This window comes from Blastococcus sp. SYSU D00669 (assembly GCF_054050715.1).
Genome location: NZ_JBJGZV010000012.1, coordinates 42,121 through 67,065 on the forward strand (window position 1 = coordinate 42,121; position 24,945 = coordinate 67,065).

A 24,945-nucleotide genomic window follows, 5' to 3' on the forward strand; every position below is an offset into this window, starting at 1 on the left:
CGACGTCTCCGTATGCTCCTCGGTCACCACGCCGCTGCGTACCCGCGGGAGGTGGGCCGGTGGTCGGACCGCCGCCCGGCGCGGCCGAGGGCGCTCGGCCGATCCCGACACCGGACCAGCGGCTGCGCGTCTTCGTCTCCTCCACCATGGTCGAGCTCGCCGAGGAGCGGGTGGCCGTGCGGGAGGCCGTGACCCGGCTGCGGCTGATCCCGGTGATGTTCGAGCTGGGCGCCCGCACCCACCCGCCGCGCGACCTCTACCGCTCCTACCTCGAGCAGAGCGACGTCTTCGTCGGCATCTACGGCGAGCGCTACGGCTGGGTGGCCCCCGGCATGGAGATCTCCGGCCTGGAGGACGAGTACGAGCTGTCGGCCGGCATGCCGCGACTGCTCTACGTCCGGCGGACCGCACCCGGCCGCGAGCCGCGGCTGGCCGGGCTCATCGAGCGCATGCAGGCGGAGGGCGACACCTCGACGACGTACTACGACGACGCCGCCTCGCTCGGCGACCTCGTCTCCGACGACCTCGCCGTCCTGCTCTCCGAGCGGTTCGCCGCGCCGCGCACCCCGCCGGGGCTCGCGCCGGGGTGGCTGCCGACCCCGGCCGCGCCGCTGGTCGACCGGCACGACGACCTCGCGCTGGTCACCGGCCTGCTGCGCGACCCCGCCGTCCGGCTGGTCACGCTCACCGGGCCGGGCGGCACCGGCAAGACGCGGCTGGCGCTGGAGGCCGCCGAGGTGCTGACCGTCGAGCGCGACGCCGTCTGGTGGGTCGACCTGGCGCCGGTCCGCGACGCCGCCGAGGTCCCGGGCGCGGTCGCCGCCGCGGTCGGCGTGCCGGCGGAAGGGGTGCGGTCGGCGCTGGACCTGGTCGCCGACCGGCTGGCCGGGCGGTCGGTCCTGCTGGTGGTCGACAACGCCGAGCACGTCACCGGGGCGGCTCCCGAGCTCGGACGGCTGCTCAGCCGGTGCCCGCGCACGCAGCTGCTGGTCACCAGCCGCAGCCTGCTCGGGCTGCGCGGGGAGCACGACGTGCCGCTCGGCCCGCTGCCCGTGCCGGCCGCCGGCGAGCGGCGGTACGACGCCGTGACGGCGGCGCCGGCCGTGCAGCTGTTCACCGCCCGGGCGCGCCGCGCCGACCCCTCGTTCACCGTCACGGAGACGACCGCCCCGGCGGTGGCCGAGGTGGTCCGCCGGCTCGACGGCCTGCCGCTGGCCCTGGAGCTGGCCGCCGCGCGGGTGCGGACGCTGCCGCCCGCGGTGCTGCTGCGCCGGCTGTCCGCGGCGCTCGACCCGGTGCTGGACCTGCCCGACCCCGAGGTGGACGTGCCGGACCGCCAGCGCACGCTGCGCGCCACCCTGGTCTGGAGCCACGACCTGCTCGGCGCCGCGGAGCGGGCGCTGCTGGCCCGCCTGTCGGTCTGCGGCGGCGGGTGCACGCTCGACACCGCCGAGGCGATCGGCGCGGCCGACGGCGACCTCGACGTCGCCGAGACGCTGGCCGACCTGGTGGCGCACAGCCTGGTCGTCGGCACCGACACCGGCGAGGGGGAGCCGCGGTTCCGCATGCTCGAGCTGGTGCGGGTGTTCGCCGCCCAGCAGCTGCGGGAGCGGGGCGAGGAGGAGACCACCCGCCGGCGGCTGGCCGAGCACCTGGCCGGGGTCAGCGCGGCGGCCGGCACCGGGCTGCTGGGCCCCGACCGGAAGCTGTGGCGGGCCCGGCTCGACGCGGAGACCGCCGACCTGCTGGCGGCGCTGCGCTGGGCGGTGGCGCACGACCGCGCCGACCTGGTGCTGGGCATCGGCGCCCCGCTGACCCGCTGGTGGTGGTCGCGCGGGCTGCTGGGTCCGCTGGCCGAGGTCGCCGAGCAGACCGCGGCGCTGCCGTCGGCGGGACGGCTCCCGGCCGAGGAGCGGGCCCGGCTGCACTGGGCGCGCGGCGTCACCCGGGTCGCCGGCGGCCGGGTCGAGGACGCCGCGCCGCTGCTCGACGCCGTCGTCGCCGAGGCCCGCGACCGGGGCGACCCCTGGCTGCTGGGGCACGGCCTGGTGGGCGTCGCGTGCACGCGGCCGCCGGAGGACCCCCAGCTGCACGACCTGCTCGCCGAGGCGGTGGACGCGCTGCGCCGCAGCGGCGACGCCTGGTCGGTCGCCTACGCGCTGGTCCACCGGGGCGAGGCCGCCCTGCTCGCCGGGGACCTGCCGGCGGCGGTCCTGACGCACCAGGAGGCGCTGGACCTGGCCCGGTCCACCGGCGACGAGCACCTGGCCGCCACCGTGCTCGACCACCTCGGCGCCGACGCCGTCCTCGCCGGTGACCTGGTCGCGGCCCGGGAGCGGCTCGGCAGCTCGGCCGAGCTGCACCGCCTGGTCCGCGACCAGGAGGGGCTGGCGAACTGCCTGGACGGGCTCGCCGGGCTCGTCCTCGCCCTGGGCCTGCCGCGCGCCGCCGCCCGCCTGGCCGGCGCCGCGGACGCCGCGCGCGCCGCCATCGGCGTGACCATGTGGCCCCTGCGGCGCTCCCGCGTCGACCGGCTCGCCCGGGCGATCCGGCTGGCCCTCGGCGAGGACGACGAGCCGAGGGAGCGCGCGGCCGGCGCCGCCGCCGGCCCCTGGGCCGCCCTGGACGCCGGGCTGGACGCGGTCGCCGCCGCCGAGGACATCGCCGCCCGGCCCTCGGGGGACCCCGACGGCCGTGCCGTGCACCCCACCGCCCACCGACCGTGGAGGAGGCGTCATGAGCAAGCCGGCTCTGCTGGCCGTCGATGACGACGCGCCGGTGCTCGCCGCCGTCGAGCGGGACCTGCGCGACCGCTACGCCGAGCGCTACCAGGTCTACACGGCCGCCTCCGGGGAGCAGGCCCTCGACCTGCTCCGCCGGCTGCGGCTGCGCGAGGACCCGGTCGCGCTGCTGCTGGTCGACCAGCGCATGCCCGGGATGAGCGGCGTGGAGCTGCTGTCGGCCGCCCGGCGGCTCTACCCCGACGCCCGGCGGGTGCTGCTGACCGCCTACGCCGACACCGACGCGGCGATCAAGGCGATCAACGACGCCGACGTGCAGCACTACCTGCTCAAGCCGTGGGACCCGCCGGAGGACCGGCTCTACCCGGTGCTCGACGACCTGCTGCAGACGTGGCGGCAGCCGCCGCCGATGGCCAACCTGCGGGTCATCGGCGACCGGTGGTCGCCGGCCACCCACGAGGTCCGCGAGTTCCTCGCCCGCAACCTCGTGCCCTACCGGTGGCTGGACGTCGAGACCGACGCGACGGCGCGGGAGCTGCTCGACGTGGCGCAGGTCGACGCCGGCGCGCTGCCCGCGGTGGTGCTCGACGACGGCGAGGTGCTGGTCCACCCCGACCTGCACGAGGTGGCCGCGCGGATCGGCCTGCGGGTGCGCGCCGAGCGGGCGGCCTACGACCTCGTGGTGGTGGGCGCCGGGCCGGCCGGGCTGGCCGCCGGCGTCTACGGCGCCTCGGAGGGCCTGTCCACGCTGATCCTCGAGTGCAACGCCCCCGGCGGGCAGGCGGGCACCAGCAGCCGGATCGAGAACTACCTCGGCTTCCCGGTCGGCCTCTCCGGCGCCGACCTGACTCTGCGGGCGCGCGAGCAGGCGGTGCGCTTCGGCGCGGAGCTGCTGGTGCCGGCCGAGGTGGTGGGCGTGCGGCGGGTGGACCCGTACACCGTCGTCCGGCTCGCCGACGGCAGCGAGGTCAGCGCGTCCACGCTGCTGGTGGCCACCGGGGTGAAGTACCGGACCCTCGACGTGCCGGGCGCCGCGGCGCTCACCGGCGCCGGCGTCTACTACGGCGCCGGGCGGGCCGAGGGCGTCGACCACGAGGGCGGGCGGGTCTTCGTCGTCGGCGGCGGGAACTCGGCCGGGCAGGCGGCGATGTTCCTCTCCCAGTTCGCCGCGTCGGTCACCGTGCTGATCCGCGGCAGCGACCTGGCGGCCACCATGTCGCGTTACCTGATCGACCGGCTGGAGGCCTCGGAGAAGATCACGGTCGAGAACCACACCGAGGTCGCCGGCGCGCTGGGCACGCGGCGGCTGGAGGGGCTGCGCCTGCGCACGGGGACCGACGAGCGCGAGGTGGCGGCCGACGCGCTGTTCGTCTTCATCGGCCAGGCCCCGCGCACGAGCTGGCTGGACGGCGTCGTCCGCCGCGACGAGCGCGGGTTCGTCCTCACCGGCATGGACCTCGGCGCCGGACCGGAGGCCCTGCCCGAGGCGTGGCCGCTGCCGGTGCCGCCGCTGCCGCTGGAGACCTCGGTGCCCGGCGTGTTCGCCGCCGGCGACGTGCGGCACGGGTCGGGCAACCGGATCGCCGCCGCGGTGGGGGAGGGGGCCATGGCGGTCCGCTTCGCGCACCAGCGGCTGGCCACCCGGTGACCCTGGCGCCCGACCGCGACGTCCGGACGGCGCTGCGCGGCTCGCGGCTGTTCGCCGAGCTGCCCGCCGAGGACCTCGACGAGCTCGCCGCCGGCAGCCGCACCGTGACCGTCGCGCCCGGTGAGGTGCTCATGGCCGAGGGCTCGCCGCCCGAGGGCATGTACGTCGTCCTGGACGGCGAGCTGGAGGTCAGCCGCGAGGTCGGCGGGTCGGAGGTGCTGCTCAACGTGTGCGGTCCCGGCGAGCTGCTCGGCGAGCTCGGCATCGCGCACCGCCGGCCGCGCTCGGCCACCGTGCGCGCCCGCACCCGCAGCACCCTCCAGCGCATCGGCGCGGAGGCGCTGGACAGGCTGCTCACCCACCCCGAGTCGGCCCGGGCGCTGCTGCTGGCGGCCACCCGCCGGCTGGACCGGGAGGAAGGACTGGTGCGCCAGCACGAGCGGATGGCGGCGCTCGGAGCGCTGTCCGCCGGCCTGCTGCACGAGCTGAACAACCCGGCCAGCGCCGTGCAGCGCGGCGCCGCCCGGCTGCGGGCGCTGCTCGCCGAGGACGGCGGACCGGCCAACCCGCTGCGGCCGCTCGCCGGTGCAGTCCCGGCGCCGGCCGACCCGCTGGCCCGGGCCGACGCCGAGCGGCTGCTCGCCGACGTGCTCGCCACGGCCGGCGTGGAGCAGGGCTGGCGCGCCGCTCCGGAGCTGGTCCGCCTCGGCGTCGCGCCGGCCGATCTGGGGCCCGCCCTGGCCGGCCTGCCCCCCGACCGGCGGGAGCCGGCGGTCCGCGAGCTCGCGCGCGCCGCCGAGGTCGACGCGCTGCTGGAGGAGATCTCGGCCGGCGCCGAGCACCTCTCCCGCATCGTGTCGGGCGTGCGCCCGCTGGCCTACAGCTCCGACCAGGCGCTGACCGACGTCGACGTGCACGCCGGGCTGCACCAGGCGCTGGTCCTGCTGCGCCACAAGGTGCCGCCGGGCGTGCGGGTGGTCGAGGACCTCGACCCGGCGCCGCAGGCGGTGCAGGGCTGGCCGGCCGACCTCGCGCTGGTGTGGACCAACCTGCTCGACAACGCGCTGGCCGCGGTCGACCCGGGCGGCACGGTCACCGTGCGCACCCGCGGGGAGGACGACGCCGTCGTCGTCGTTGTGGAGAACACCGGGCCGCCGGTGCCCCCGGAGGTCCTGGAGCGGGCGTTCGACGCGTTCTTCACGACCAAGCCGGTGGGGCAGGGCACCGGGCTCGGCCTGGCGACGTCGCTGGCGGTGGTGGCGCAGAAGCACCGGGGGCGGCTCACGCTCGGCTCCGAGGACGGCGTCACCCGCGCCCGCGTCGTCCTGCCGCGGCGGCGCTGAGCCCGCTCAGCGGCCCAGCAGCGCGTCCGCGACGGCGGTCTCGGGGGTGACGACGCCGTCGGGCATGTCCTCGCGCGCCTCGGTGAGCAGGGCCCGCCAGCGCTCCGGCCGGCAGGACACCGGCAGGTGGGCCAGGTCGAGCGCGGCGCGCAGCCGGGACGTGCGGGCACCCTGCCACTTCGCCGTCCGCAGGGCCTGGGTCAGGTCGGCGACCGCCCGCTCGGCATCGCCCTGCCGGGCCAGGGTGACGTGGGCGCGCTGGCAGAGCAGCTCGGGCAGGTGCAGGTCCTCGCCGGTGCGCAGCACCACCTCGAACGCCTGGGCCAGGTGCTCGTCGGCGCGGTCGCGCGCGCCGGCCGCCTCGTCCAGCCGGGACAGGTAGCACAGCATCGAGGCGGTGAAGGCCTCCAGCCCCATCAGCCGCAGCGTGCCGATGGACCGCTCGAGGAAGGCGCGGTCCGGCCGCCCGTCCGGGTCGCCGCTCGCGGCCCAGGCCTCGCCGAGCGCGGTCCACAGCGCGTACCCGTGCTCCTGGCCGATCGCCAGCGCCCGGACGCCGAGCCGCGCCGCGCCCTCGTCGTCGCCCAGGTAGCGGCGGATCCACGCGGCGTAGGTCGTGACGAAGGCCTCGGTGGCCGTGCGGCGCGGGGCGTCGAGCTCCGCCACCCGGCGGAGGGCCTCCTGCTCGTGGCGGGCGGCCTCGTCGGGGGCCCCGCGGGCGGCGCACACGCAGGCGAGCGCGACGGCGACCGCGGCGACCGGGTCGTTGGGCAGCGGCCAGGTGGGCAGCACCCGCTGCTCGGCCGGCCGGGCGGCGAAGCCGGCCAGCGACCGCCGCAGGTGCTCCTCGGCCGAGGGCAGCCGGCCCTGGTGGAAGTCCAGGAAGCCGGCGCAGGACTCCACCTCCGGCTCGAACGCGGCGAAGGCCGGCTCCGACAGCATCCCGGTGAGCCGGTCGTACATGCCGCGGGCGGTGGCCAGGGCCCCGCTGCTGAGCCAGAACCCCCACAGCGCGATGAGGGCCGGCAGCACCTCGGGGCGGCCCAGCCGGGTGGCCAGCTGCTCGGCCCGCCGGTGGTCGGACTGCACCACCGGCGCCGCGTAGCCGTGCACCGAGCTGACCGACAGGCCGCGCAGCAGCCGGGCGTTGAGCTCGGCGAGGTCGCGGTCCTCGGAGCCCGGCAGCCCCTCCAGCAGCTCGAGGGCGCGGGTGACCAGCTTCGTCGCCTCGGCGTGCGCACCGCGGCCCTGCTCGGCGTGGGCGGCGACGAGGTAGAGGCCGGCCGCCCGGTCGGCGGCGCCGGCGAGGTCGAGGTGCTGGGCGACGAGCGCGGGCTCGGCACCCTGCCCGCCCAGCACCTCCGCCACCCGGGCGTGCGTCTGGCGGCGGACGTCGAGCACCTGGGTCTCGTAGGCGGCGTCGCGCATCAGGGCGTGCCGGAAGCGGTAGGTGCCCGGCTGGAGGCCGACGGGGTCGACGATCCCGGCGTCGGTGAGCACCTGCAGCTGCTCGGCGACGGCGTCGGCGTCGCCGACCACCGCCGTGACCGTCGCGGGGTGGAACGTGGGCCCGATGGTGGCGGCGACCTGGACCGTGCGCAGGTCGATGCCGGGCACCTTCAGCCGCCAGGTGAGCAGCTCCTGCAGGCGCAGCGGGATCGGCTCGGTGCGCTGCGCGTCGAGGCTGGAGCGGGTGAGCTCCTCGATGAACAGCGGGATGCCCTCGCCGTGTTCGATGATGGCCGCCCGCTGCTCGCCGGAGAGCCGCTCGCCGGCGGCGAGGTTGTCGACCAGGCGCGTGGCGGCGGGCCCGTCGAGCCGGTCCAGCTCGACCACGCAGGCCGCCTCCAGCCACGGGATGCCCGAGTCGTCGCGCGTCGTCGCCACCGCCAGCACGCCGGGCGGACGGCGTTCGGCGATGCGGCCGAGCAGGCCCAGGGTGGACGGGTCGGCCCAGTGCAGGTCCTCGACGACGAACAGGTGCGGGGTGCGCGCGGCGACGCCGGCCAGCCAGTCGACGAGGCGGTCGAGGGTCTGCTCGAGGATCGCGCGGGAGTCCAGCTCCGGCGCCGGGAACTCGGGGCTGGGCGGGATGCCGAGCAGCGGGCCGAGGAACGGCACCGCGCGGGCGGGGTCCAGCCCGGCGTCGGCGAGGTTGTCGACGAGCCAGTCGAGCCGGTCGGTGCCCTCGTCGAGCCGGCCGAGCACGCGGTCGAGCAGCCGCGCGATCGGCCAGAGCGAGACGTTGGCGTAGTACGGCAGGCACGCCGCCCCGAGCACCCGCCCGCCGCTGGCCTCCACCCGGTCGAGCACCTCGGCCACCAGTCGCGACTTGCCGATGCCGGCCTCGCCGAGCAGCAGGAACGGGGAGACGGCGGTGCCGGGGGTGTCCTGGACCGCCTGCCAGGAGGCGAGCAACCGGTCGCGGGGGGCGTCCCGCCCGACGAGGCCGGCCTTGCGGTAGCGCTCCACCTGGAAGCGGGCCGCGGCGTAGCGGGGGCGCTCGACGGCGAACACCTCGACCGGCCGGCTGATCCCCTTGAGCGCCCGCTCACCCAGCGACTGCAGGAAGAAGTCGGCCTCCACCAGCTGCCGGGTGACGTCGCTGATCACCACCGACCCCGGGGCGGCCTCCGACTGCAGGCGGGCGGCGAGGTTGGGGACGAGGCCGACGACCGAGTCGCGCTCCGCGACCGAGGGGTCGTCGCTGAGGTCGGTCACCACGACCCGGCCGGTGTGGATGCCGACCCGCACCTCCGGGGCGACGCCGAAGCGGCGGCTCAGCTCCGTGCGGGCGTCGCGGACGGCGACGACGAGGTCGAGCCCGGCGAGGACGGCCCGCCGGGCGTCGTCCTCGTGCGGCTCGGGGTAGCCGAAGCCGGCGAGCACGCCGTCGCCGGCGTACTGCATCACCGAGCCGCGGTAGCGGCTGACCGCGTCGCGGGCCGCGCCGCGGTAGAAGGCGTAGAGGTCCCGCAGCTGTTCGGGCTCCACCCGCTCGGACAGCGGCGTCGAGCCGACCAGGTCGGCGAACACCAGCGTCATGAGCGCGCGCTCGCCGGCCGGGCCGAGCTGCCGCCGCGCCACCCGGCGCAGGATCGACGCCGCCCGCCGGTTGTCGGGGTCGACCGCGCGCACCTCCTCGGCGGTGGCACGGGCCGGCTCCAGGTCGCCGGCGGCCAGCGACGCCTCCGCGGCCGTGAGCAGCCGTTCGAGGAGACGCGCCAGCCTCGTCTCGGCGGAGCCGGCGAGAGTCACGCCCTCATCGTGGGGGGTCGGACCTCAGTCGTGGAAGACCTCGATGTCCGCGCCCATCTCGACCAGCCGCTCGTAGAGGTGCTCGTAGCCGCGGGCGATGATGTCGACGTTGCGCAGCACGCTGGTGCCCTTCGCGGCCAGCATCGCCAGCAGGATGCAGACGGCGGGCCGCAGCGCGGGCGGGCAGACGACCTCGGCGCTGGACCACCGGGTCGGGCCGGTGACCAGCACCCGGTGCGGGTCGAGCAGCCGGACGCTGGCGCCGAGCCGGGTGAGGTCGGAGAGGTGGATCGCCCGGTTGTCGTAGACCCAGTCGTGGATCAGCGTCTCGCCGGCCGCGTGCGCGGCGATCACCGCGAAGAACGGCAGGTTGTCGATGTTGAGGCCGGGGAACGGCATCGGGTGGATCTTGTCGATCGGCGCGCGGAGCGTGGAGGGCCGGATGGTGAGGTCGGCCAGCCGGGTGTGCCCGTTGTCGGCCAGGTAGTCCGCGGAGCGCTCGATCCGCAGGCCCATCTCGGCGAGGACCGCGAGCTCGATCTCGAGGAACTCGACCGGCGCGCGCGAGACGGTCAGCTCGGAGTCGGTGACGATGCCGGCGGTGAGCAGGCTCATCGCCTCGACCGGGTCCTCGCTGATCGTGTAGTCGACGTCGGCGTCGAGCACGGGGCGGCCGTGCACCACCAGCGTCGTCGTCCCGAGGCCCTCGATGCCCACGCCGAGCAGCTGCAGGTACAGGCAGAGGTCCTGGACCATGTAGTTGGAGCTGGCGTTGCGGATCGTCGTCGTCCCGTCGGTGCGGGCGGCGGCGAGCAGGGCGTTCTCGGTGACGGTGTCGCCGCGCTCGGTCAGCACGATCGTCCGGTCGCAGACCGGCGGTGCCTCGACGGTGGCGTGGTACTCGCCGCTGCGCGCCTCGACCCGCAGGCCGAAGGGGCGCAGCGCGATCATGTGCGGCTCGACAGTGCGGGTGCCGAGGTCGCAGCCGCCCGCGTAGGGGAGCGCGAAGGTGTCGGCCCGGTGCAGCAGCGGGCCCAGGAACATGATGATGCTGCGGGTGCGGCGGGCGGCGTCGGCGTCGATCCCGGCGAGGTCGAGCTCGTCGGGGACGACGAGGGTGAGGTCGCGGCCGGCGGCGTCCCAGGTGGCCTCCACGCCGATCGAGCGCAGCACGTCGAGGATGCGGTCGACCTCGACGATGCGGGAGACGTTGCGCAGCGTCGTCCGGCCGCGGTTGAGCAGGGCGGCGCAGAGCAGGGCCACCGCGGCGTTCTTCGACGACTTCACCGTCACGCTGCCGCGCAGCGCGTGCCCGCCGGTGACCCGCAGGTGGGTGGGGCCGGCCGGCTTGGGCGGGCCGAGGCTGATCAGCTCGCTGTCCAGCGCCCCGGAGAGGCGGCCGAGCAGCTCGAGGGTGAGGTTCTGGCCGCCCTGCTCGATGCGGGCGACGGCGCTCTGGCTGGTGCCCAGGCGCTCGGCGAGTTCACGCTGGGTGAGCCCCCGGTGGCGGCGGGCGTCACGGACGAGGATGCCGATCCGCCGCATGACGCTGTCGCGTGCCCAGTCGTCGGCGGTGTCGGGAAGGAGGTCGGTCACCGTCACACCGCCACGCTATCTCGCACGTGAGATGCGCCCCGCGCGCCACGCTGTGACGGACCCGTCCGATCTCACGCGTCCGCGTGGCGGTCGGTGAAGGCGACCACGGCGTCGGTGAGGCCGGGACCGCCGTGGCCCTCGTCGACCACGACCAGCTCGGCGTCGGGCCAGCGCCGCGACAGCTGCCAGGCGACCTCGAGCGGACCGCTGATGTCGCGGCGGCCGTGGGCGAGCAGGCCCGGGATGCCGGCGAGGGCGGCGGCGCCGTCGAGCAGGGCGCCGTCGGGCAGGAACGCGGCGTGCGACCAGTAGTGGGTGACCAGGCGGGCGAAGACGGCGCGGAAGACCGGGTCGTCGAAGCGGGGGTCGGGGGACCAGCCGGGGCCCAGGGAGACGTGGGTGTCCTCCCAGGCGCACCAGTCGCGGGCGGCCCGGTCGCGGACGGCGGGATCGGGGTCGGCGAGCAGCCGGGCGTAGGCGGCGGCCAGGTCGCCGTCGCGGTCCCCGGGCGGGACGCCGTCGCGGAACCGGGCCCAGGCCTCGGGGAAGACCCGCCCCATCGCGCGGGTGATCCAGTCGACCTCGCGCCGGGTGGTGGTGCCGACGGCGGCGAGGACGAGCTCGGCCACCCGGTCGGGGTGCGCCTGCGCGTAGGCGAGGCCGAGCGTGGTGCCCCAGGAGCCACCGGCGACGGTCCACCGCTCGATGCCGAGGTGCTCGCGGAGGGCCTCGGTGTCGGCGACCAGCGCCTGGGTCGTGTTGGTGGAGAGGTCGACGGCCGGGTCGTCGACCCGCGGGGTGCTCCGGCCGCAGCCGCGCTGGTCGAAGGCGACGACGCGGTAGGCGGCCGGGTCGAACCAGCGGCGCATGCCGGGAGAGATGCCGGTGCCCGGACCGCCGTGCAGCAGCACCGCGGGGCGGCCGTCGGAGTTGCCGCTGACCTCCCAGTGGACGCGGTTGCCGTCGCCGACCGCGAGCTCGCCCTGGTCGTGGGGGTCAGCCGGCGTGCGGTCCACGGCGCCATCCTGCCGGTTCAGGGCAGGGCGCGGGCGATCGTCAGGCAGCAGAGGGCGAGGACCAGGGCGACCGGCGTCATCACGAAGCGCTCCGGGCGGCTGCGCGAGATCGCGTTGGCGAGCACGCCGACGGCGAAGTAGGCGGTGAGCACCCAGATGAGCGGGTGGTCGGGCCGGTGGTCGCCGACCTCGGAGGCACGGTCGGCCGCCGCCCAGACCGCCCAGGCGAAGAGCCCGTACAGCAGGACCGAGACGGCGCTGGCGATCCGCAGCCCCCGGGGCAGCACGCGGTGCCGGCCGCCCCAGGCGAGCCGGCCCAGCGGGGCGCCGGCCGCGAGCGCCACCTGGAGCACCGCGAGGGCGGCGAGCAGCACGGACGCGACGACCGCCGCGATCATGATCACGGCGGGCACCGTAGCCGAGGGCACATGTCGGCTCGTCGACCTGCCGGCCCGCCGTCGCCGCGGGGCCGGCCGTCCGGTTCAGAACGTGCCGCGGTACAGGGAGCAGCCGCGGCAGACGTCCGGCGGCTCGTCGGTCATCAGCGCCGCACGGAAGTCGGCGTACGCCTTCCCCTCCCAGACGGTGGCCAGGTCGTCGTCGGCCAGCGACCCCATCGAGACCCGGTCGCTGCCCATGACCATGCAGCACGGCTGGACCGTGCCGGAGCTGGTCACGTAGGCGGCCTCCCACGGCCAGGTGCAGCCGGGCCGCCCGGGCTCCCGGCGGGCCGGCACCGCCTCGGTCGCCGGCAGCCGCAGCCGCACGCCGGCGCGCGCGGCCTCCTCGGCGGCCCGGGCGAACACCTCGCCGACCCCGTCCGGTGCACCCGCCAGCGACTCCGCGGCGGCGAACGCCCGGATGTCGGCGTAGTCACCGGCCGGGTCGGTGTCGGCGAAGTCGTGCGACAGCCCCTGCACGTGCAGCTCGTCGACGCCCCAGTCGCCGAGGCGGCGGACCAGCGCCGGCAGCTCGCCGACGTTGCGCCGCATGGCCACGAAGACGACGCGCACCCACGGCTTCGTCGCGCCCGCCGCCCGCCGGGCCTCGACGAGGCCGCGCAGGTTCCGCGTCGTGCGGGCGAAGTCGGCCCCCGCGCGGATGCTCTCGTGGGTGGCCGCGGTCGCGCCGTCCAGCGACACGTGCAGCCACGCCAGGCCGGCGGCCACCAGGCGCTCGGCGCGGGCCCGCGTCAGCAGCATCGCGTTGCTGTTGAACCCGACCTCGATCCCGCGGGCCGTGGCCAGCTCCACCATCTCCACCAGGTGCGGCTGCAGGAGGGGTTCCCCCAGGCCCTGCAGGGTCACCCGGGTCAGGCCCGGGGTGCCCTCGACGACCCGGCGGAACAGCTCCAGCGGGAGGGCGCCGGCCGCCTTGTCGACCCGCGGGCGGTAGCTCACGAGACACATGGCGCACGAGAGGTTGCAGGCCGAGGTGACCTCGAACTGGAGGTGACGGGGCAGCGGTGGGGCCAGAGGGACCGTCATCCCGACATCGTGGCCCCGAGGGTGCGCGACCGCTCCCCGTCCGGCCAGACTGCGGGGCGTGGACGTTCTCGTCACCGGAGGAACCGGACGACTCGGACAGCGGCTGATCGCCCTCCTGCAGGGGGCCGGCCACACGGTGCGGCAGATGTCGCGGCGCGGCACCGGGCCGGGCGGGGTGCGCGCCGACCTGGCCACCGGCCGCGACCTGCCGGCGGCCGTCCGGGGCGCCGAGGTGGTCGTGCACGCGGCCACCGATCCGCGCGACGCCTGGCAGGTCGACGTCGCCGGCACCCGGCGGCTGGTCGAGGCCCTCGACCGCGACCGGCTGCGGCACCTGGTCCTCGTCTCCTGCGTCGGCGTCGACCGGATCCCCTACGGCTACTACCGGGCGAAGTTCGCCGCCGAGCAGGTGCTGCTGGCGTCGGGGCTGCCGGTGACCCTGCTGCGGGTCACCCAGTTCCACGACGTCGCCGACGGCCTGCTGGCGTCGGCGCGCCGGGGGCCGGTGCTGCCCGTGCCGATGGGCTGGCGGGTCCAGCCGGTCGACGTCGGCGAGGTCGCCGCGCACGTCACCGATCTGGTCGGCCGGCCGCCGTCCGGCGGCGTGGTCGAGTACGGCGGGCCGGAGGAGGTCGCGGTCGCCGACCTCGCCCGGGCCTGGGCCGCCGCCCGCGAACCGGGCGCGCGGGTCGTCGCCACGCCCCTCCCGGGCAGGCTCAGCGCGGCGCTGCGCGAGGGCGCCGCGCTGCCGACCGGCGGCGAGCGGGGCCGGCGCACGTACGCCGAGCACCTGCACGGCTGACCGCAGCGGAACTGCCGACCTCCGCAGCGGAACCGCCAGGACGACGTGCGCGTCCGGAAACCGCCGGAGGACCGTCGGTGCCGCCGCCTAGGGTCCGGCCGTGAGCTCTGCACCGGTCCGCACCGCCCCCGTCCTCGCCGCGGTGGCCGTCACCGTCGTCGCCTGGGCGTCGGCGTTCATCGGCATCCGCGGCGTCCGGGACGACCTCTCCCCGGGCGCGCTGGCCCTCGGGCGGCTGCTGGTCGGCACGCTCGTGCTCGGCCTGCTGCTGGCCCGGCGCGGCTGGGTGCGCCCGACCGCCGGCGAGTGGCGGCTGCTCGTGCTCTGCGGCGTCGGCTGGTTCGGCGTCTACAACGTCGCGCTCAACGCCGCCGAGCACCACCTCGACGCCGGCACCACGGCGATGCTGGTCAACATCGGCCCGATCCTGATCGCGGTCTTCGCGGGCCTGTTCCTCGGCGAGGGCTTCCCGCGCTGGCTGGTCGTCGGCATCACCGTCGCCTTCGCCGGCGTCGTCCTCATCGGCGTGGCCACCCGCGGCGCGGAGGCCGACCTGCTCGGCGTCGTCCTCTGCCTGGTCGCCGCCCTCACCTACGCGATCGGCGTGGTGGCGCAGAAGCCGGTGCTGCGCCGGCTGCCCGGCCTGCAGGTGACCGCCACCGCCTGCGCGATCGGCGCGGTCTGCTGCCTGCCCTGGGGCGGGGTCCTGGTCACCGAGCTGGCCAGCGCCTCGGCCGGGTCGATCGCCGGCATGGTGTACCTCGGCGTCGTCCCCACCGCGGTGGCGTTCAGCACCTGGGCGTACGCGCTGGCCCGCATGGACGCCGGCAAGCTCGGCGTCACCACCTACGTCGTCCCCCCGCTGGTCGTCCTCATGGGCTGGCTGCTGCTCGGCGAGGTGCCGCCGGCGCTGGCGGTCGTGGGCGGGGCGGTGTGCCTGGCCGGCGTCGCGGTCTCCCGCCGCCGGACCCGCCCGCGGCCCGAGCCGGTGCCCCAGGAGACCGCCACCGCGGCCTGACCTGGGAGGATCCGGCCGTGCTGGTGGTCACGCAGGCGCGGCTGCGCTCGGGCGACGTCGTCGACGTGCACTGCGACGGCGCCACGGTCGCCGCCGTGGTCCCGACGGGGGAGCGGCCGGTGCCGCCCGGCGCCGAGGTGGTCGCCGCCGACGGCGGCCTGGTCACCGAGCCGTTCGTCGACGCGCACCTGCACCTGGACAAGGTGCGCACCCTGCCGCTCGCCGGCGACGCGGCGCTGCGCGCCTACACCGAGGCGGGCATGGCCGGCTCGGCGGCCGCGATCGACCTGGCCAGCGAGGTGAAGCGGCACTACACGGTCGAGCGCCTGCTGCCGAACGTCCGCCAGGCCCTGGCCGACGGCGAACGCCACGGCGTGCTGCACGTGCAGGCCTTCGCCGACGTCGACACCGCCGCCGGCCTGGTCGGCGTCGAGGCGGTGCTCGCCGCGAGGGAGGAGTTCGCCGGCCGGGTCGACGTCCGCGTCGTCGCCTTCCCGCAGGACGGCGTCCTGCGCGACCCCGGGGCGGCCGAGCTGGTCGAGCAGGCACTCGACCTCGGCGCGGACGTCGTCGGCGGCATCCCGTGGATCGAGGCCACGGCCGCCGACCAGCGCGCGCACGTCGAGTGGGCCTGCGCGCTCGCCGCCCGCCGCGGCCTGCGGGTCGCCATGCTCACCGACGACGCCCCCGACCCCGCGTACGAGACCACGGGCATGCTCGCCGAGGCGATGCTGCGGCACGGCCTGACCGGGCGCGGCGTCGCCTGCCACGCCCGCGCGCTCGGCCACTACGACGACGACCGGCAGGCCGTGGCGCTCGCGCTCGTGCGGCGGGCCGGGCTGGGGCTGGTCAGCGATCCGCACACCGGCTCGGTGGCCCTGCCGGTCGAGCGGGCGCTGGCCGCCGGGGTGGCCGTCGCGCTGGGCCAGGACGACATCGAGGACGCGTTCTACCCCTTCGGCCGGCACAACCTGCTCGAGGTCGCCTTCCTCGCCGCGCACCTGCTCGACATGCGCTCCGGGCCGCAGCAGGAGGTGCTGGTCGACCTGGTGACGACGTCGGCGGCGCGGGTGCTCGGGCTGGACGGCTACGGCCTGCGCGCGGGTGGGCCGGCCGACCTCCTGGTGCACGACGCGACCCGCACCGTCGACCTGCTCGCCCGGCACGGGGCGCCCCGGGTGGTCATCAGGTCCGGCGCCGTTCAGAGGTAGGCGCGGTCGTCGACCCCCCACGGCAGCTGCCCGGGGACGATCCGCCGGCCGGTCACCTCGTGCGGGATGACCCGCAGCCAGCTGCCGTGCTCGCCGGGGGCCCACGGCTGCACGCCGGTGGCGTGGGTCCGCTCGACCAGCCCGGGCCGGTGCTCGGGGCCGACCTCCTCGGCCAGCCCGCGCACCAGGACGCTCCAGCCGCTGCGGGTGACCCGGTCGATGTCGTCGACCTCGAACGTGACGTTGGCGTGCGCGGCCGCGGTCAGCGTCGTGCCCGGGTGCGTGCGGATGACCAGCGTGCGGCCGTCCATGCCGTAGTTGACCGGGATGATCAGCGGGTAGTGCCCGGCGACGACGCCGAGCCGGCCGACCTCGTGGCCGGCCAGCAGCTCGTAGCACTCGTCGACGGGGATGACGTCCAGCGATCCGGCGCTCGTCATGACCCGATCCTGACCGCCCGGGCGGCGGTCCACACCCGGGCGGTTTGGAACGATGGTCCGGGACCTAGGACCCGGCAGGGCCGATCGACGCGGGAGGCAGGCTGGCATGGTGCAGGAGATCGACTGGGCGCAGGTCGTCGGCGCCGCGACGCGGGCGCCGTCCATCCACAACACGCAGCCGTGGCGCTTCGCCGCCGCGGCCGACCGGCTGGACGTCCGCTACGACCCCGAGCGGGCGCTGCCCGTGCTCGATCCGAGCCGCCGCCAGCAGGTCATCAGCTGCGGCACCGCGGTGGCCTTCGCCGAGGTCGCGCTGCGGGCGGCCGGCGTCGCCGTCGACGTCGACCTGCTGCCCGACCCGGCCGACGAGGACCACCTGGCCAGCCTGCGCGTGACCGGCCCGGCCGAGCCCGGCGACGTGGACCGCGCGCTCGCCGACGCCATCGCGCAGCGGCACACGGTGCGGGCCGCCTTCGAGCCCCGCGCCGTCCCCGCCGAGCTGCTCGACCGGCTGCAGCGCGAGGCCGGCGGCTACGGGCTGTGGGTGAAGGTCATCGACCGCGAGGAGGAGGAGACCGCCACCGTCTTCCTGCTCTCCCAGGCCGAGGAGGCGGAGCAGGGCGACCCCGCCTACCTCGAGGAGCTCGAGACCTGGATGCGCACCGACCCGTCGGCCGTCGACGGCGTGCCGGTGGAGGCCGTGCCGGCCGGTGACCCGCGGGACCGGCCGTCGAACTGGCTGGTCCGCGACTTCGCGATCGGCTCGCACGAGCACGCGATGTTCCGCGCCGCCCAGGACCCCGACGCGCCGCCGCCGGAGGTCGAGCGGCCCACGGTGATCCTCATGGGCAGCGAGAACGACGACCGGACGGCGTGGCTCGAGGCCGGGCGCGCGCTCGGCCGGCTGCTCCTCGTCGCGACGACGGCCGGGCTGGTGGCCTCCCCGCTCACCCAGGCCCTGGACTGGCCGGCCACCCGCACCCGCCTGCGCCGGCGGCTGTCGCTGATCGGCTACCCCCAGATGCTGCTGCGCATGGGCTACCCGCCCGCGGGTCTCACCCCGCCGACCAGCGGCCGGCGGCCGGTGTCCGACGTCCTCACGATCGCCTAGCGGCGGTCCTCCCGCTCGGGCGCGGCCCACAGGTCCTCGAGGTCGTCGGGCTCGTCGGCCGCCGTCGGGTCGGCCGCCTCGGGGGAGCGGCGCTCGGCGGACTGCCGGGCGGCCGCCGCCTCCAGCGCCTCGTCGCGCCGCCGGGCCTGCTCGGCCCGCTCGGCCCGCTCCCGCTCCTTCTCCGCCCGCCGGGGGTCCGCCGCACCGTCGGCGCCGAACCGCCACAGCGCCACCCCGGCGAGGGCCAGCCCCACCGGGATGACGTAGGCGCCGACCCGCTCGGTGCCGCCCTCGCCCAGCCACTCGACGACCCCGGCGAAGAAGAAGATCGTCAGCCCGGTGCCCACCAGGCCCAGCAGCGCGAGCGCCGTCCCGACCGCCTCCGACCGCCGGCGGACGGCGTAGGCGAGCGCGATGAGCGCGATCCCGCCGCCCAGCAGGTGGCCGACGGCCCCGGCCGCGTGCAGGGCGGAGTTGCCGTCGGAGGGGAAGACGCCGACCAGCAGCACCCCGGCCGCGGAGATCCAGAGCAGCGCCCGCGCCACCGCGCCGGCGGTGCCGCGCAGGGCCGGGGCGAGCAGCAGCGTGCCGCCGGCGATGAGCGCGGCCTGGACGACGAACGAGGCGTTCATCAGCGTGCGGGCGGGGGAGAGGGCCGTGCCGAGGTCGCTGATGACCTGGTCGACGCGCGAGTAGGAACCGGGCCACCGCAGCTGCGCGACCGTCTCGACGACGAAGAACTGCAGGGTGAGCAGCCAGAGGAGCGCCCCGTTGCGGAGCCGGTTCGCGGTCACGGCCCCATGGTCCCAGGGGCGGCTGTCAGACCCGGCCGAGCACGGCGGCGTACTGCGCGGCCGTGAGCCACGAGGGATTGCTGCCCGCCGGCATCCGCAGCACCTCGGCGTCGCGGAAGGCCGGGTCGGCGACGAGCTCGGCCCGGTCGACCGGCTCGGCCAGGAACGTCAGCCGGACCGGCAGCACGGGACCGCCTGCGTCCTCCTCGACCTCGGCGGCGACGACGCCGAGCGCGTGGACGCCCGGCCGGTCGCGGCCGCTGCGCCAGAGCAGGCAGGGCTGGCCGGGGCGGACCAGGCCCAGCCGGTAGGAGGGGCGGACGCACCGGCGCAGCTCGTGCGTCGTCCCCGGTGCCCAGCTGACGGCCGTGGTCGCAATCTTGAGCAACCAGCACGCGACCTCACCGGCCGCCAGCCGGGGTGGTGGCCCCGTCCCGGGCACCGCCCTGAGCGTGCGGAGGGTGGGCACGACGGGGTCCTTCCTCAGTCGGTGGCGGAGTGGTCCTCGGCCCCGGCCGGGTCGGCGTCGTCGGACCCGACCAGCTGCCGCTCCTGCTCGGTGCGGTGCTGCAGCGCCTCGTCGTCGGGCCGGTCGTAGCCCTTCGCGTGCTGGCTGTGGTCCGGCGGGGCGGACTCGGTGGGCTCCATGACGTCGTCGAGCGTGGGTCGGTCCGGTGTGGTCATGATCAGGCCATAGCCCGGACGGCGCCGGAGCTAACGCGGCTCGAGGCGGGACGCCGGCAGCCACGCCTCCACCAGCGCCGCGCCGTGCGGGCCGGTCACCGTGAAGGCGACCCGGCCCTGCCAGACGCCGTCCCGCTGCCGCCACTCGACGAGCAGCCCGGGCCACGTGCCGGGGAACTCCGGCGGGTCGCGCACCCAGCAGTGCCGGCCCTCGGCGTCCTGCCGGGGACGGGCCGACGGCGGCGCGGGCAGGTCCGGCCGGACGCCGGACTCGGCCGCCCGCTCGCCCAGTGACCGCCCCGCCCCCCGGTTCATGCCGCCCGCCACCCCGGCAGTGTGGCACGCGGTCGAACGTGCGTTCGACTCAGCTCCGGCGCGCCGCGAGCGTGTCCGCGATCTCCCGCAGCAGCGGGTGACCGGGCAGGTCCTCGACCGGGACGGGCAGCGGCAACGACCAGTTGGGCCGCTCGGTCGTGCCCGGCATGTTGGGACGGCGGACCTCGCCGACGGCGTCCTCGAGGGTGGCCGAGAGCAGCAGGCTCGGCGCCGAGGCGAGCCGCTCGTAGGCACGGCGGACCGCGGTGTCCGGCCGGGCGTTGCCGCGCACCCCCGGGATCCGGCCCATCAGCTCGAGCCGGCCGCTCTGCAGCTCCTCGGCGCTGCCGGTGCCCAGCTCGCGCTGCTCCTCGACGTCGGCGCCGGTCCACAGCCCGGCCACGGTGGGCAGGTCGTGCGTGGTGACGGCCGCCATCGCGGCCTCCGGCCACCGCGCGGGGTCGTCCTCCTCGAACCACAGCAGCCGGTAGGTGAGGATCCCGTGCTCGGCCAGGGCCTCGCGCACGCCCTCCTCGACGGTGCCGAGGTCCTCGCCGACGACGAGCGCCTGAGCCCGGGAGCTCTCCAGGGCGACGATGTCGAGCAGGTCCTCGGCGGGGTAGCGGACGTAGGCGCCGTCGGCGGCGCTCCCGTCGGCCGGCACCCACCACAGGCGGAACAGGCCCATCACGTGGTCGATCCGCAGGCCGCCGGCGCCGGCCATCGTGGCGCGGATCGACTGCACGAACGGCTCGTAGTCGGCCAGCCGCAGCCGCCAGGGGACCAGCGGCGGCGAGCCCCAGTCCTGCCCCTGGGCGTTGAAGGCGTCCGGCGGTGCGCCGACGCTCGCGCCCTGGGCGAGCACGTCCTGCCAGGTCCACGCGTCGGCGCCGCCGCCGGCCACCCCGATCGGCAGGTCCTGGATCACCGTCATGCCGTGCGCGGCCTCGTCCAGCTGGCGGGACAGGCACCACTGCAGCCAGACGTGGAAGGCGACGTCCTCCTCGTGGGCGGCGGCGAAGTCGCGGACCGCCTGCCCCCGGGGGTCGCGCAGCTCCTCGGGCCAGGTGTGCCAGTCGGGACCGTGCTCGTCGGCGAGGGCGCACCAGGTGCCCCAGTCCTGCATCGGCTGGCCCTGGTGCCACCACCAGTCGGGGAAGGCGGGGTCGTCGTAGCCGGCGCCGTCGAACACCCGGCGCAGCGCTTCGCGCTTGCGCGCCCAGATCGCGTCGCGGTCGATGAGCTCGCCCGCGTTGAGGTCGCCGCCGTCGCCGACGTCGGCCTCGCCGGCGCCGGGCACCTCGGGCACGCGCAGGTAGAGCGGGTTGCGGAAGCGGCGGGTGGCCGGCAGGTACGGGCTGGACTCCTGCGGGGTGGTCGGCGCGACCGCGTGCAGCGGGTTGATCAGCAGGAAGCCCGCGCCCTGCAGCGCGGCCATCTTGCGCAGCGCGCGCAGGTCGCCGAGGTCGCCGATGCCCCAGCTGTCGCGGCTCCGGGTGGCGTAGAGCTGCACCGCCCAGCCCCAGGTCCGCTCGTCGGGCAGCCAGCAGCGGCCGGGGGAGACGATCAGCCGCCGCTCGCGCCCGTCGGGGGTGCGCAGCCGGTGGTAGCCGAGCGGGAAGTCGCCGGGGAGGACGCCGTCGACGTGCCGGGTCTCGCCGTCCTCGCAGACGACCTCGGCCTCGTCGACCTCGAGGGGGTCGCCGGGCCGGGCGACGATCGGGGCGCGGTCCTCGAGGTCGGCCGGCGGCTGCCCGATGATCTCCCGCAGCCGCTCGATGGTCGACGGCGCGACCTCGTGCTCCTCGTCCAGTGCGTCCAGCCAGGTGGCGTCGATGCCCCACGCGTCGGTCGTCGGCGTCATGCCCCGCACCTTGCCCCGTCGAGGCCGGTCCATGCCCGCAGCGACGAGGGTGAGGATGGCGACATGCCCTCCTGGCTGCTCGTCCACCCGCCGCTGCTCGGCCCGGCGACCCTGGGGCCGCTGGCCGCGGAGCTGCGTTCCCGCGGGAACGCCGTGTCCGTGCCCGACCTGAGCGCGGCGGTGGACGTCGCCGCGGACTGGCCGGCGCGCTGGACCGCCGCGGCCGCGACCGGCCCCGCCGACGTGGTCCTCGGCTTCTCCGGTGCGGGGCCGACGCTGCCGGCGATCGCCGCCGCCGTCGGGGCGCGGGAGGTGGTGTGGCTCGACGCCCCGGTACCGGCCCGGTCCGGGGCGACGGCGCCGTCGGCACGGGTGCGGGAGCTGGTGGCGCCGCTCGTGCGGGACGGCCGGATCGCCGAGTGGACGACGTGGTGGGGGCCGGGCGCCTTCGCCGGGCTGGTGCCCGACCCCGCGCTGCGCGCCGCCATCGAGGCGGAGGGCCACGAGCTGCCGGCGGACTTCTACGACGTCGCCGTCCCGCTGCCCGGCACCTGGCCCGAGGACGGCGCCCGCTACGTCCAGCTGTCGGCCGCCTACGACGAGGACGCCGTGGTGGCCGCCGGCCGCGGCTGGCCGGTCGCCGGCGACGGGCGGGGCGGGCACCTCGACGTCGTCACCGACCCCGCCCGCGTCGCCGACCTCGTGGGCGGATGAGCGCCGCGAGTTGGGCGGTCTCGGGGCTTTCCGACGCCGGAAGCCCGGACACCGCAGAACTCGCCTCCGCCGGCCCGGGTCGCCGGAGCGGCCGGAACGCTCCCGCCTGCCGAGATCGCGTGATCTCGGCGCTCCCACACCGCTGAGGTGCCGAGATCACGTGATCTCGGCAGTGGTTGCACTGCGCACCGCACCCTGCGGATCGGGCGGTTTGCCGGTAGGCAGATCTGGTGAGCGTGATCGGTTTCCACAACTCGCACGAGCAGGTCCACCCGGCGCAGCTGCTGGAGGCCACCCGGCACGCCGAGGAGGTGGGCTTCACCGCGGCGATGTGCAGCGACCACTTCGCGCCGTGGAACCCCAGCCAGCGGCACTCGGGCTTCGCGTGGTCCTGGCTGGGCGCCGCCCTGGCGACGACGTCGCTGCCGTTCGGCGCGGTCAACGCCCCCGGCCAGCGCTACCACCCGGCGATCATCGCCCAGGCCATCGCCACCCTCGACGCGATGTTCCCCGGCCGGTTCTGGGTGGCCCTGGGCAGCGGCGAGGCCATGAACGAGCACATCACCGGCGACGTGTGGCCGCGCAAGCACGTCCGCGATGCGCGGCTGCGCGAGTGCGTCGAGGTCATCCGCGCGCTCCTGGCCGGCGAGGAGGTCTCCCACGACGGCCTGGTCCGGGTGGACCGCGCCCGCATCTGGACCCTGCCCGAGACCATGCCGCAGCTCATCGCGCCCGCCGTCTCCGTCGAGACGGCCCGCGCGTCGGCCGACTGGGCCGACGGGCTGGTCACCATCAACCAACCGCACGACAAGCTGCGGGAGATGCTCGCCGCCTACCGCGACGCCGGTGGCCGCGGCACCGCCGCCCTGCAGGTGCACCTGTCCTACGACCCCGACGAGCAGCGGGCCCTCTCGATCGCCTTCGACCAGTGGCGCAGCGGCGCGATCGGGCCGCCGCTGGCGTGGGACCTGGACAGCCCCGAGTCGTTCGAGCAGGCCACGCAGCACGTCCGCCCGGAGCACATCGCCGAGGTCGTCCGCGTCTCGAGCGACCTCGGGCAGCACGCCGAGTGGATCGCCGAGTACCAGGAGCTCGGCTTCGATGCGATCTACCTGCACCACGTCGGCGTCGAGCAGCGCGGCTTCCTCGACGCCTTCGGCGAGCACGTGCTCCCGCAGCTCGACGTCGACCAGCCGCTGCCCGCGGTCGCGCTGCAGTGAGGATCACCGACACCAGCGACCTGTGGTGGAAGACGGCCGTCGTCTACTGCCTCGACGTCGAGACGTTCATGGACTGGGACGGCGACGGCTGCGGCGACTTCGCCGGCCTCGCCCAGCGGATCGACCACCTCGCCGACCTGGGCGTCACCTGCCTGTGGCTGATGCCCTTCTACCCGACCGCCGAGCGCGACGACGGCTACGACATCACCGACTTCTACGGCGTCGACCCGCGGCTGGGCACCCACGGCGACCTGGTCGAGGTCATCCGGACGGCGAACGACCGCGGCATGCGGGTCATCGCCGACCTGGTGGTCAACCACACCTCCGCGAAGCACCCCTGGTTCCGCTCCGCCGAGGCCAGCAAGGACTCGCCCTACCGCGACTTCTACGTCTGGCGGTCCGACCCGCCGCCGGACACGTCGAAGGAGGTCGTCTTCCCCGACCAGGAGGACAGCGTCTGGCAGTTCTCCGAGCAGACCGGCGAGTGGTACCTGCACCGCTTCTACAAGCAGCAGCCCGACCTGAACATCACCAACCCGCTGGTGCGCGACGAGATCGCCAAGGTCATCGGCTTCTGGCTGCAGCTGGGCCTGTCCGGCTTCCGCGTCGACGCCGTCCCGTTCCTGCTGGAGACCGAGGGCGCCGCCACCGACGCGCTGCCCGACCCGCACGAGTACCTGCGCGACCTGCGCTCGCTGGTCGGGCGCAGGTCCGGCAACGGCGTGCTGCTCGGCGAGGTCAACCTGCCGCACGAGCAGCAGGCGGAGTTCTTCGGGGGCACCGACGGCGACGAGCTCACCATGCTGTTCGACTTCATCGGCATGCAGGCGCTCTACCTCTCCCTCGCCCGCGCCGACGCCGGCCCGCTGGCCACCGCGCTCACCGGCCGCCCGCCGGTCGACCCCGACAGCCAGTGGGCGACCTTCGTGCGCAACCACGACGAGCTCACCCTCGACAAGCTCACCGACGACGAGCGCGCCGAGGTGTTCGCGGCCTTCGGACCCGAGGAGCGGATGCAGGTCTACGGCCGCGGCCTGCGCCGCCGGCTGCCGCCCATGCTCGACGGCGACCCGCGGCGGATCCGCCTGGTCTACAGCCTGCTGTTCTCCCTGCCCGGCACCCCGGTGCTGTTCTACGGCGAGGAGATCGGCATGGGGGAGAACCTCGACGTGGAGGGCCGCAACGCCGTCCGCACGCCGATGCAGTGGACCTCGGGCGCCAACGGCGGCTTCTCCACCGCCGGCGCCCGAACGCTGACCGCGCCGGTCGTGACGGGCGGGTTCGCGCCCGAGCACGTCAACGTCGCCGACCAGCGCCGCGACCCCGACTCGCTGCTGTCGTTCGTCAAGCTGCTGGTCCGCCGCTACCGCGAGTGCCCCGAGCTCGGCTGGGGCGAGTTCGAGCTGCTGGACCAGCCGCACCCGGAGGTGCTCGCGCACCTGTGCCGGTGGGACGACGGGTCGATGGTCGCCGTCCACAACCTCGGCGCCGAGCCGCGCACCGTGCCGCTCGTCCTCGACGGCTGCGACGCCTCCCACTGCCTGGAGGACCTGCTGCGCGACTGCACCACGCCCCTCTCCGACGAGGGCGCGGCCGAACTGCAGCTCGACGGCTACGGCTACCGCTGGCTGCGGGTGGTCGCGGAGGGCAGCCGCCGGCTGCTGTGACGCTCCCGCGCGTCTC

Annotated in this window: 21 protein-coding genes; 10 read left to right on the forward strand and 11 right to left on the reverse strand. The window is 76.3% G+C overall.

Translation table 11 applies throughout. The annotated features are described in order from the left end of the window. Window positions 1-59: 59 nt before the first annotated feature. Genes ACI8AF_RS10680 through ACI8AF_RS10690 form a run of 3 tightly spaced genes read left to right on the forward strand, consistent with a single transcriptional unit; the run spans window position 60 to window position 5,732 of the window. Window positions 60-2,768, forward strand: coding sequence for an ATP-binding protein (locus ACI8AF_RS10680; RefSeq protein ID WP_456539676.1), 2,709 nt, complete (start codon window positions 60-62; stop codon window positions 2,766-2,768). Then, window positions 2,737-4,389 (forward strand): FAD-dependent oxidoreductase, encoded by a 1,653-nt coding sequence (locus ACI8AF_RS10685; protein WP_456539677.1) that lies wholly within the window; start codon window positions 2,737-2,739, stop codon window positions 4,387-4,389. The genes ACI8AF_RS10680 and ACI8AF_RS10685 overlap by 32 nt, the downstream gene beginning before the upstream one ends. Continuing rightward, entirely contained in the window at window positions 4,386-5,732 is a 1,347-nt protein-coding gene (locus tag ACI8AF_RS10690; RefSeq protein ID WP_456539678.1) for a sensor histidine kinase, read from the forward strand. The genes ACI8AF_RS10685 and ACI8AF_RS10690 overlap by 4 nt, the downstream gene beginning before the upstream one ends. Before the next feature lie 6 nt (window positions 5,733-5,738). Here the strand turns inward: ACI8AF_RS10690 and ACI8AF_RS10695 are convergent, their stop codons facing one another. The 5 genes from ACI8AF_RS10695 to ACI8AF_RS10715 form a co-directional block, all read right to left on the reverse strand. Continuing rightward, window positions 5,739-8,990: an ATP-binding protein gene (locus ACI8AF_RS10695; protein WP_456539679.1), complete on the reverse strand. Its 3,252-nt coding sequence runs from the start codon at window positions 8,988-8,990 to the stop codon at window positions 5,739-5,741. 24 nt (window positions 8,991-9,014) lie between these two features. Continuing rightward, window positions 9,015-10,592, reverse strand: a complete 1,578-nt coding sequence (locus ACI8AF_RS10700) for a helix-turn-helix domain-containing protein (RefSeq protein WP_456539680.1) — start codon at window positions 10,590-10,592, stop codon at window positions 9,015-9,017. Between the two features lie 65 nt (window positions 10,593-10,657). Beyond that, entirely contained in the window at window positions 10,658-11,602 is a 945-nt protein-coding gene (gene pip, locus ACI8AF_RS10705; protein ID WP_456539681.1) for a prolyl aminopeptidase, read from the reverse strand. A gap of 17 nt (window positions 11,603-11,619) precedes the next feature. Further along, on the reverse strand, window positions 11,620-12,000 hold the full coding sequence (locus ACI8AF_RS10710) for a hypothetical protein (protein WP_456539758.1): 381 nt from the start codon (window positions 11,998-12,000) through the stop codon (window positions 11,620-11,622). 84 nt (window positions 12,001-12,084) lie between these two features. Beyond that, window positions 12,085-13,089, reverse strand: a complete 1,005-nt coding sequence (locus ACI8AF_RS10715; protein ID WP_456539682.1) for a radical SAM protein — start codon at window positions 13,087-13,089, stop codon at window positions 12,085-12,087. A 58-nt stretch (window positions 13,090-13,147) separates the two neighbouring features. On the opposite strand from ACI8AF_RS10715, the gene ACI8AF_RS10720 reads away from it, so the two are divergent. The 3 genes from ACI8AF_RS10720 (at window position 13,148) to ACI8AF_RS10730 (ending at window position 16,120) form a co-directional block, all read left to right on the forward strand. Continuing rightward, the gene (locus ACI8AF_RS10720; protein WP_456539683.1) at window positions 13,148-13,891 is read left to right on the forward strand and encodes an SDR family oxidoreductase; all 744 of its coding nucleotides are present in this window, start codon (window positions 13,148-13,150) and stop codon (window positions 13,889-13,891) included. A 100-nt stretch (window positions 13,892-13,991) separates the two neighbouring features. Further along, a complete protein-coding gene (locus ACI8AF_RS10725) occupies window positions 13,992-14,909 on the forward strand; it encodes a DMT family transporter (RefSeq protein WP_456539684.1) in 918 nt (305 codons plus the stop codon). A gap of 17 nt (window positions 14,910-14,926) precedes the next feature. Continuing rightward, entirely contained in the window at window positions 14,927-16,120 is a 1,194-nt protein-coding gene (locus ACI8AF_RS10730; RefSeq protein ID WP_456539685.1) for an amidohydrolase family protein, read from the forward strand. Here ACI8AF_RS10730 and ACI8AF_RS10735 read toward each other — a convergent pair. Beyond that, window positions 16,111-16,560, reverse strand: coding sequence for a pyridoxamine 5'-phosphate oxidase family protein (locus ACI8AF_RS10735; RefSeq protein WP_456539686.1), 450 nt, complete (start codon window positions 16,558-16,560; stop codon window positions 16,111-16,113). The two genes, ACI8AF_RS10730 and ACI8AF_RS10735, sit on opposite strands and share 10 nt — an antisense overlap. A 106-nt stretch (window positions 16,561-16,666) precedes the next feature. Here ACI8AF_RS10735 and ACI8AF_RS10740 point away from each other — a divergent pair, with 106 nt between their 5' ends. After that, complete coding sequence (locus ACI8AF_RS10740; protein ID WP_456539687.1) at window positions 16,667-17,671, forward strand: Acg family FMN-binding oxidoreductase; 1,005 nt, start codon at window positions 16,667-16,669, stop codon at window positions 17,669-17,671. On the opposite strand, the gene ACI8AF_RS10745 is transcribed toward ACI8AF_RS10740, so the two are convergent. From ACI8AF_RS10745 to malQ, 5 genes are read right to left on the reverse strand one after another with little or no spacing between them, the layout of a single operon-like run. Further along, the gene (locus ACI8AF_RS10745) at window positions 17,668-18,465 is read right to left on the reverse strand and encodes a DUF998 domain-containing protein (RefSeq protein ID WP_456539688.1); all 798 of its coding nucleotides are present in this window, start codon (window positions 18,463-18,465) and stop codon (window positions 17,668-17,670) included. The genes ACI8AF_RS10740 and ACI8AF_RS10745 overlap by 4 nt on opposite strands. 25 nt (window positions 18,466-18,490) lie before the next feature. Then, entirely contained in the window at window positions 18,491-18,934 is a 444-nt protein-coding gene (locus tag ACI8AF_RS10750; protein ID WP_456539689.1) for a hypothetical protein, read from the reverse strand. Window positions 18,935-18,948: 14 nt separating this feature from the next. Next, on the reverse strand, window positions 18,949-19,149 hold the full coding sequence (locus ACI8AF_RS10755; RefSeq protein WP_456539690.1) for a hypothetical protein: 201 nt from the start codon (window positions 19,147-19,149) through the stop codon (window positions 18,949-18,951). A 30-nt stretch (window positions 19,150-19,179) separates the two neighbouring features. After that, the gene (locus ACI8AF_RS10760) at window positions 19,180-19,464 is read right to left on the reverse strand and encodes a hypothetical protein (protein WP_456539691.1); all 285 of its coding nucleotides are present in this window, start codon (window positions 19,462-19,464) and stop codon (window positions 19,180-19,182) included. 49 nt (window positions 19,465-19,513) lie between these two features. Then, on the reverse strand, window positions 19,514-21,361 hold the full coding sequence (gene malQ, locus ACI8AF_RS10765; protein WP_456539692.1) for a 4-alpha-glucanotransferase: 1,848 nt from the start codon (window positions 21,359-21,361) through the stop codon (window positions 19,514-19,516). Window positions 21,362-21,391: 30 nt separating this feature from the next. On the opposite strand from malQ, the gene ACI8AF_RS10770 reads away from it, so the two are divergent. The 3 genes from ACI8AF_RS10770 to ACI8AF_RS10780 all read left to right on the forward strand — a co-directional run bounded on the left by ACI8AF_RS10770 (window position 21,392) and on the right by ACI8AF_RS10780 (window position 24,929). Continuing rightward, window positions 21,392-22,042 carry a hypothetical protein gene (locus ACI8AF_RS10770; protein WP_456539693.1) on the forward strand — a complete coding sequence of 217 codons (651 nt, stop codon included), beginning with the start codon at window positions 21,392-21,394 and terminating at the stop codon, window positions 22,040-22,042. A 230-nt stretch (window positions 22,043-22,272) separates the two neighbouring features. Then, the gene (locus ACI8AF_RS10775) at window positions 22,273-23,262 is read left to right on the forward strand and encodes a TIGR03885 family FMN-dependent LLM class oxidoreductase (protein WP_456539694.1); all 990 of its coding nucleotides are present in this window, start codon (window positions 22,273-22,275) and stop codon (window positions 23,260-23,262) included. Then, a complete protein-coding gene (locus tag ACI8AF_RS10780; RefSeq protein WP_456539695.1) occupies window positions 23,259-24,929 on the forward strand; it encodes an alpha-amylase family protein in 1,671 nt (556 codons plus the stop codon). The genes ACI8AF_RS10775 and ACI8AF_RS10780 overlap by 4 nt, the downstream gene beginning before the upstream one ends. The last annotated feature ends 16 nt before the right edge of the window (window positions 24,930-24,945 follow it).

Excerpts from the sequence above, each read along its gene's own strand:
- ACI8AF_RS10715 (WP_456539682.1), bottom strand. The coding sequence starts at position 13,089 with ATGACGGTCCCTCTGGCCCCACCGCTGCCCCGTCACCTCCAGTTCGAG.
- ACI8AF_RS10755 (WP_456539690.1), bottom strand. The coding sequence starts at position 19,149 with ATGACCACACCGGACCGACCCACGCTCGACGACGTCATGGAGCCCACC.
- ACI8AF_RS10685 (WP_456539677.1), top strand. The coding sequence starts at position 2,737 with ATGAGCAAGCCGGCTCTGCTGGCCGTCGATGACGACGCGCCGGTGCTC.
- malQ (WP_456539692.1), bottom strand. The coding sequence starts at position 21,361 with ATGGACCGGCCTCGACGGGGCAAGGTGCGGGGCATGACGCCGACGACC.
- ACI8AF_RS10710 (WP_456539758.1), bottom strand. The coding sequence starts at position 12,000 with ATGATCGCGGCGGTCGTCGCGTCCGTGCTGCTCGCCGCCCTCGCGGTG.
- ACI8AF_RS10760 (WP_456539691.1), bottom strand. The coding sequence starts at position 19,464 with ATGAACCGGGGGGCGGGGCGGTCACTGGGCGAGCGGGCGGCCGAGTCC.
- ACI8AF_RS10770 (WP_456539693.1), top strand. The coding sequence starts at position 21,392 with ATGCCCTCCTGGCTGCTCGTCCACCCGCCGCTGCTCGGCCCGGCGACC.
- ACI8AF_RS10740 (WP_456539687.1), top strand. The coding sequence starts at position 16,667 with ATGGTGCAGGAGATCGACTGGGCGCAGGTCGTCGGCGCCGCGACGCGG.
- ACI8AF_RS10735 (WP_456539686.1), bottom strand. The coding sequence starts at position 16,560 with ATGACGAGCGCCGGATCGCTGGACGTCATCCCCGTCGACGAGTGCTAC.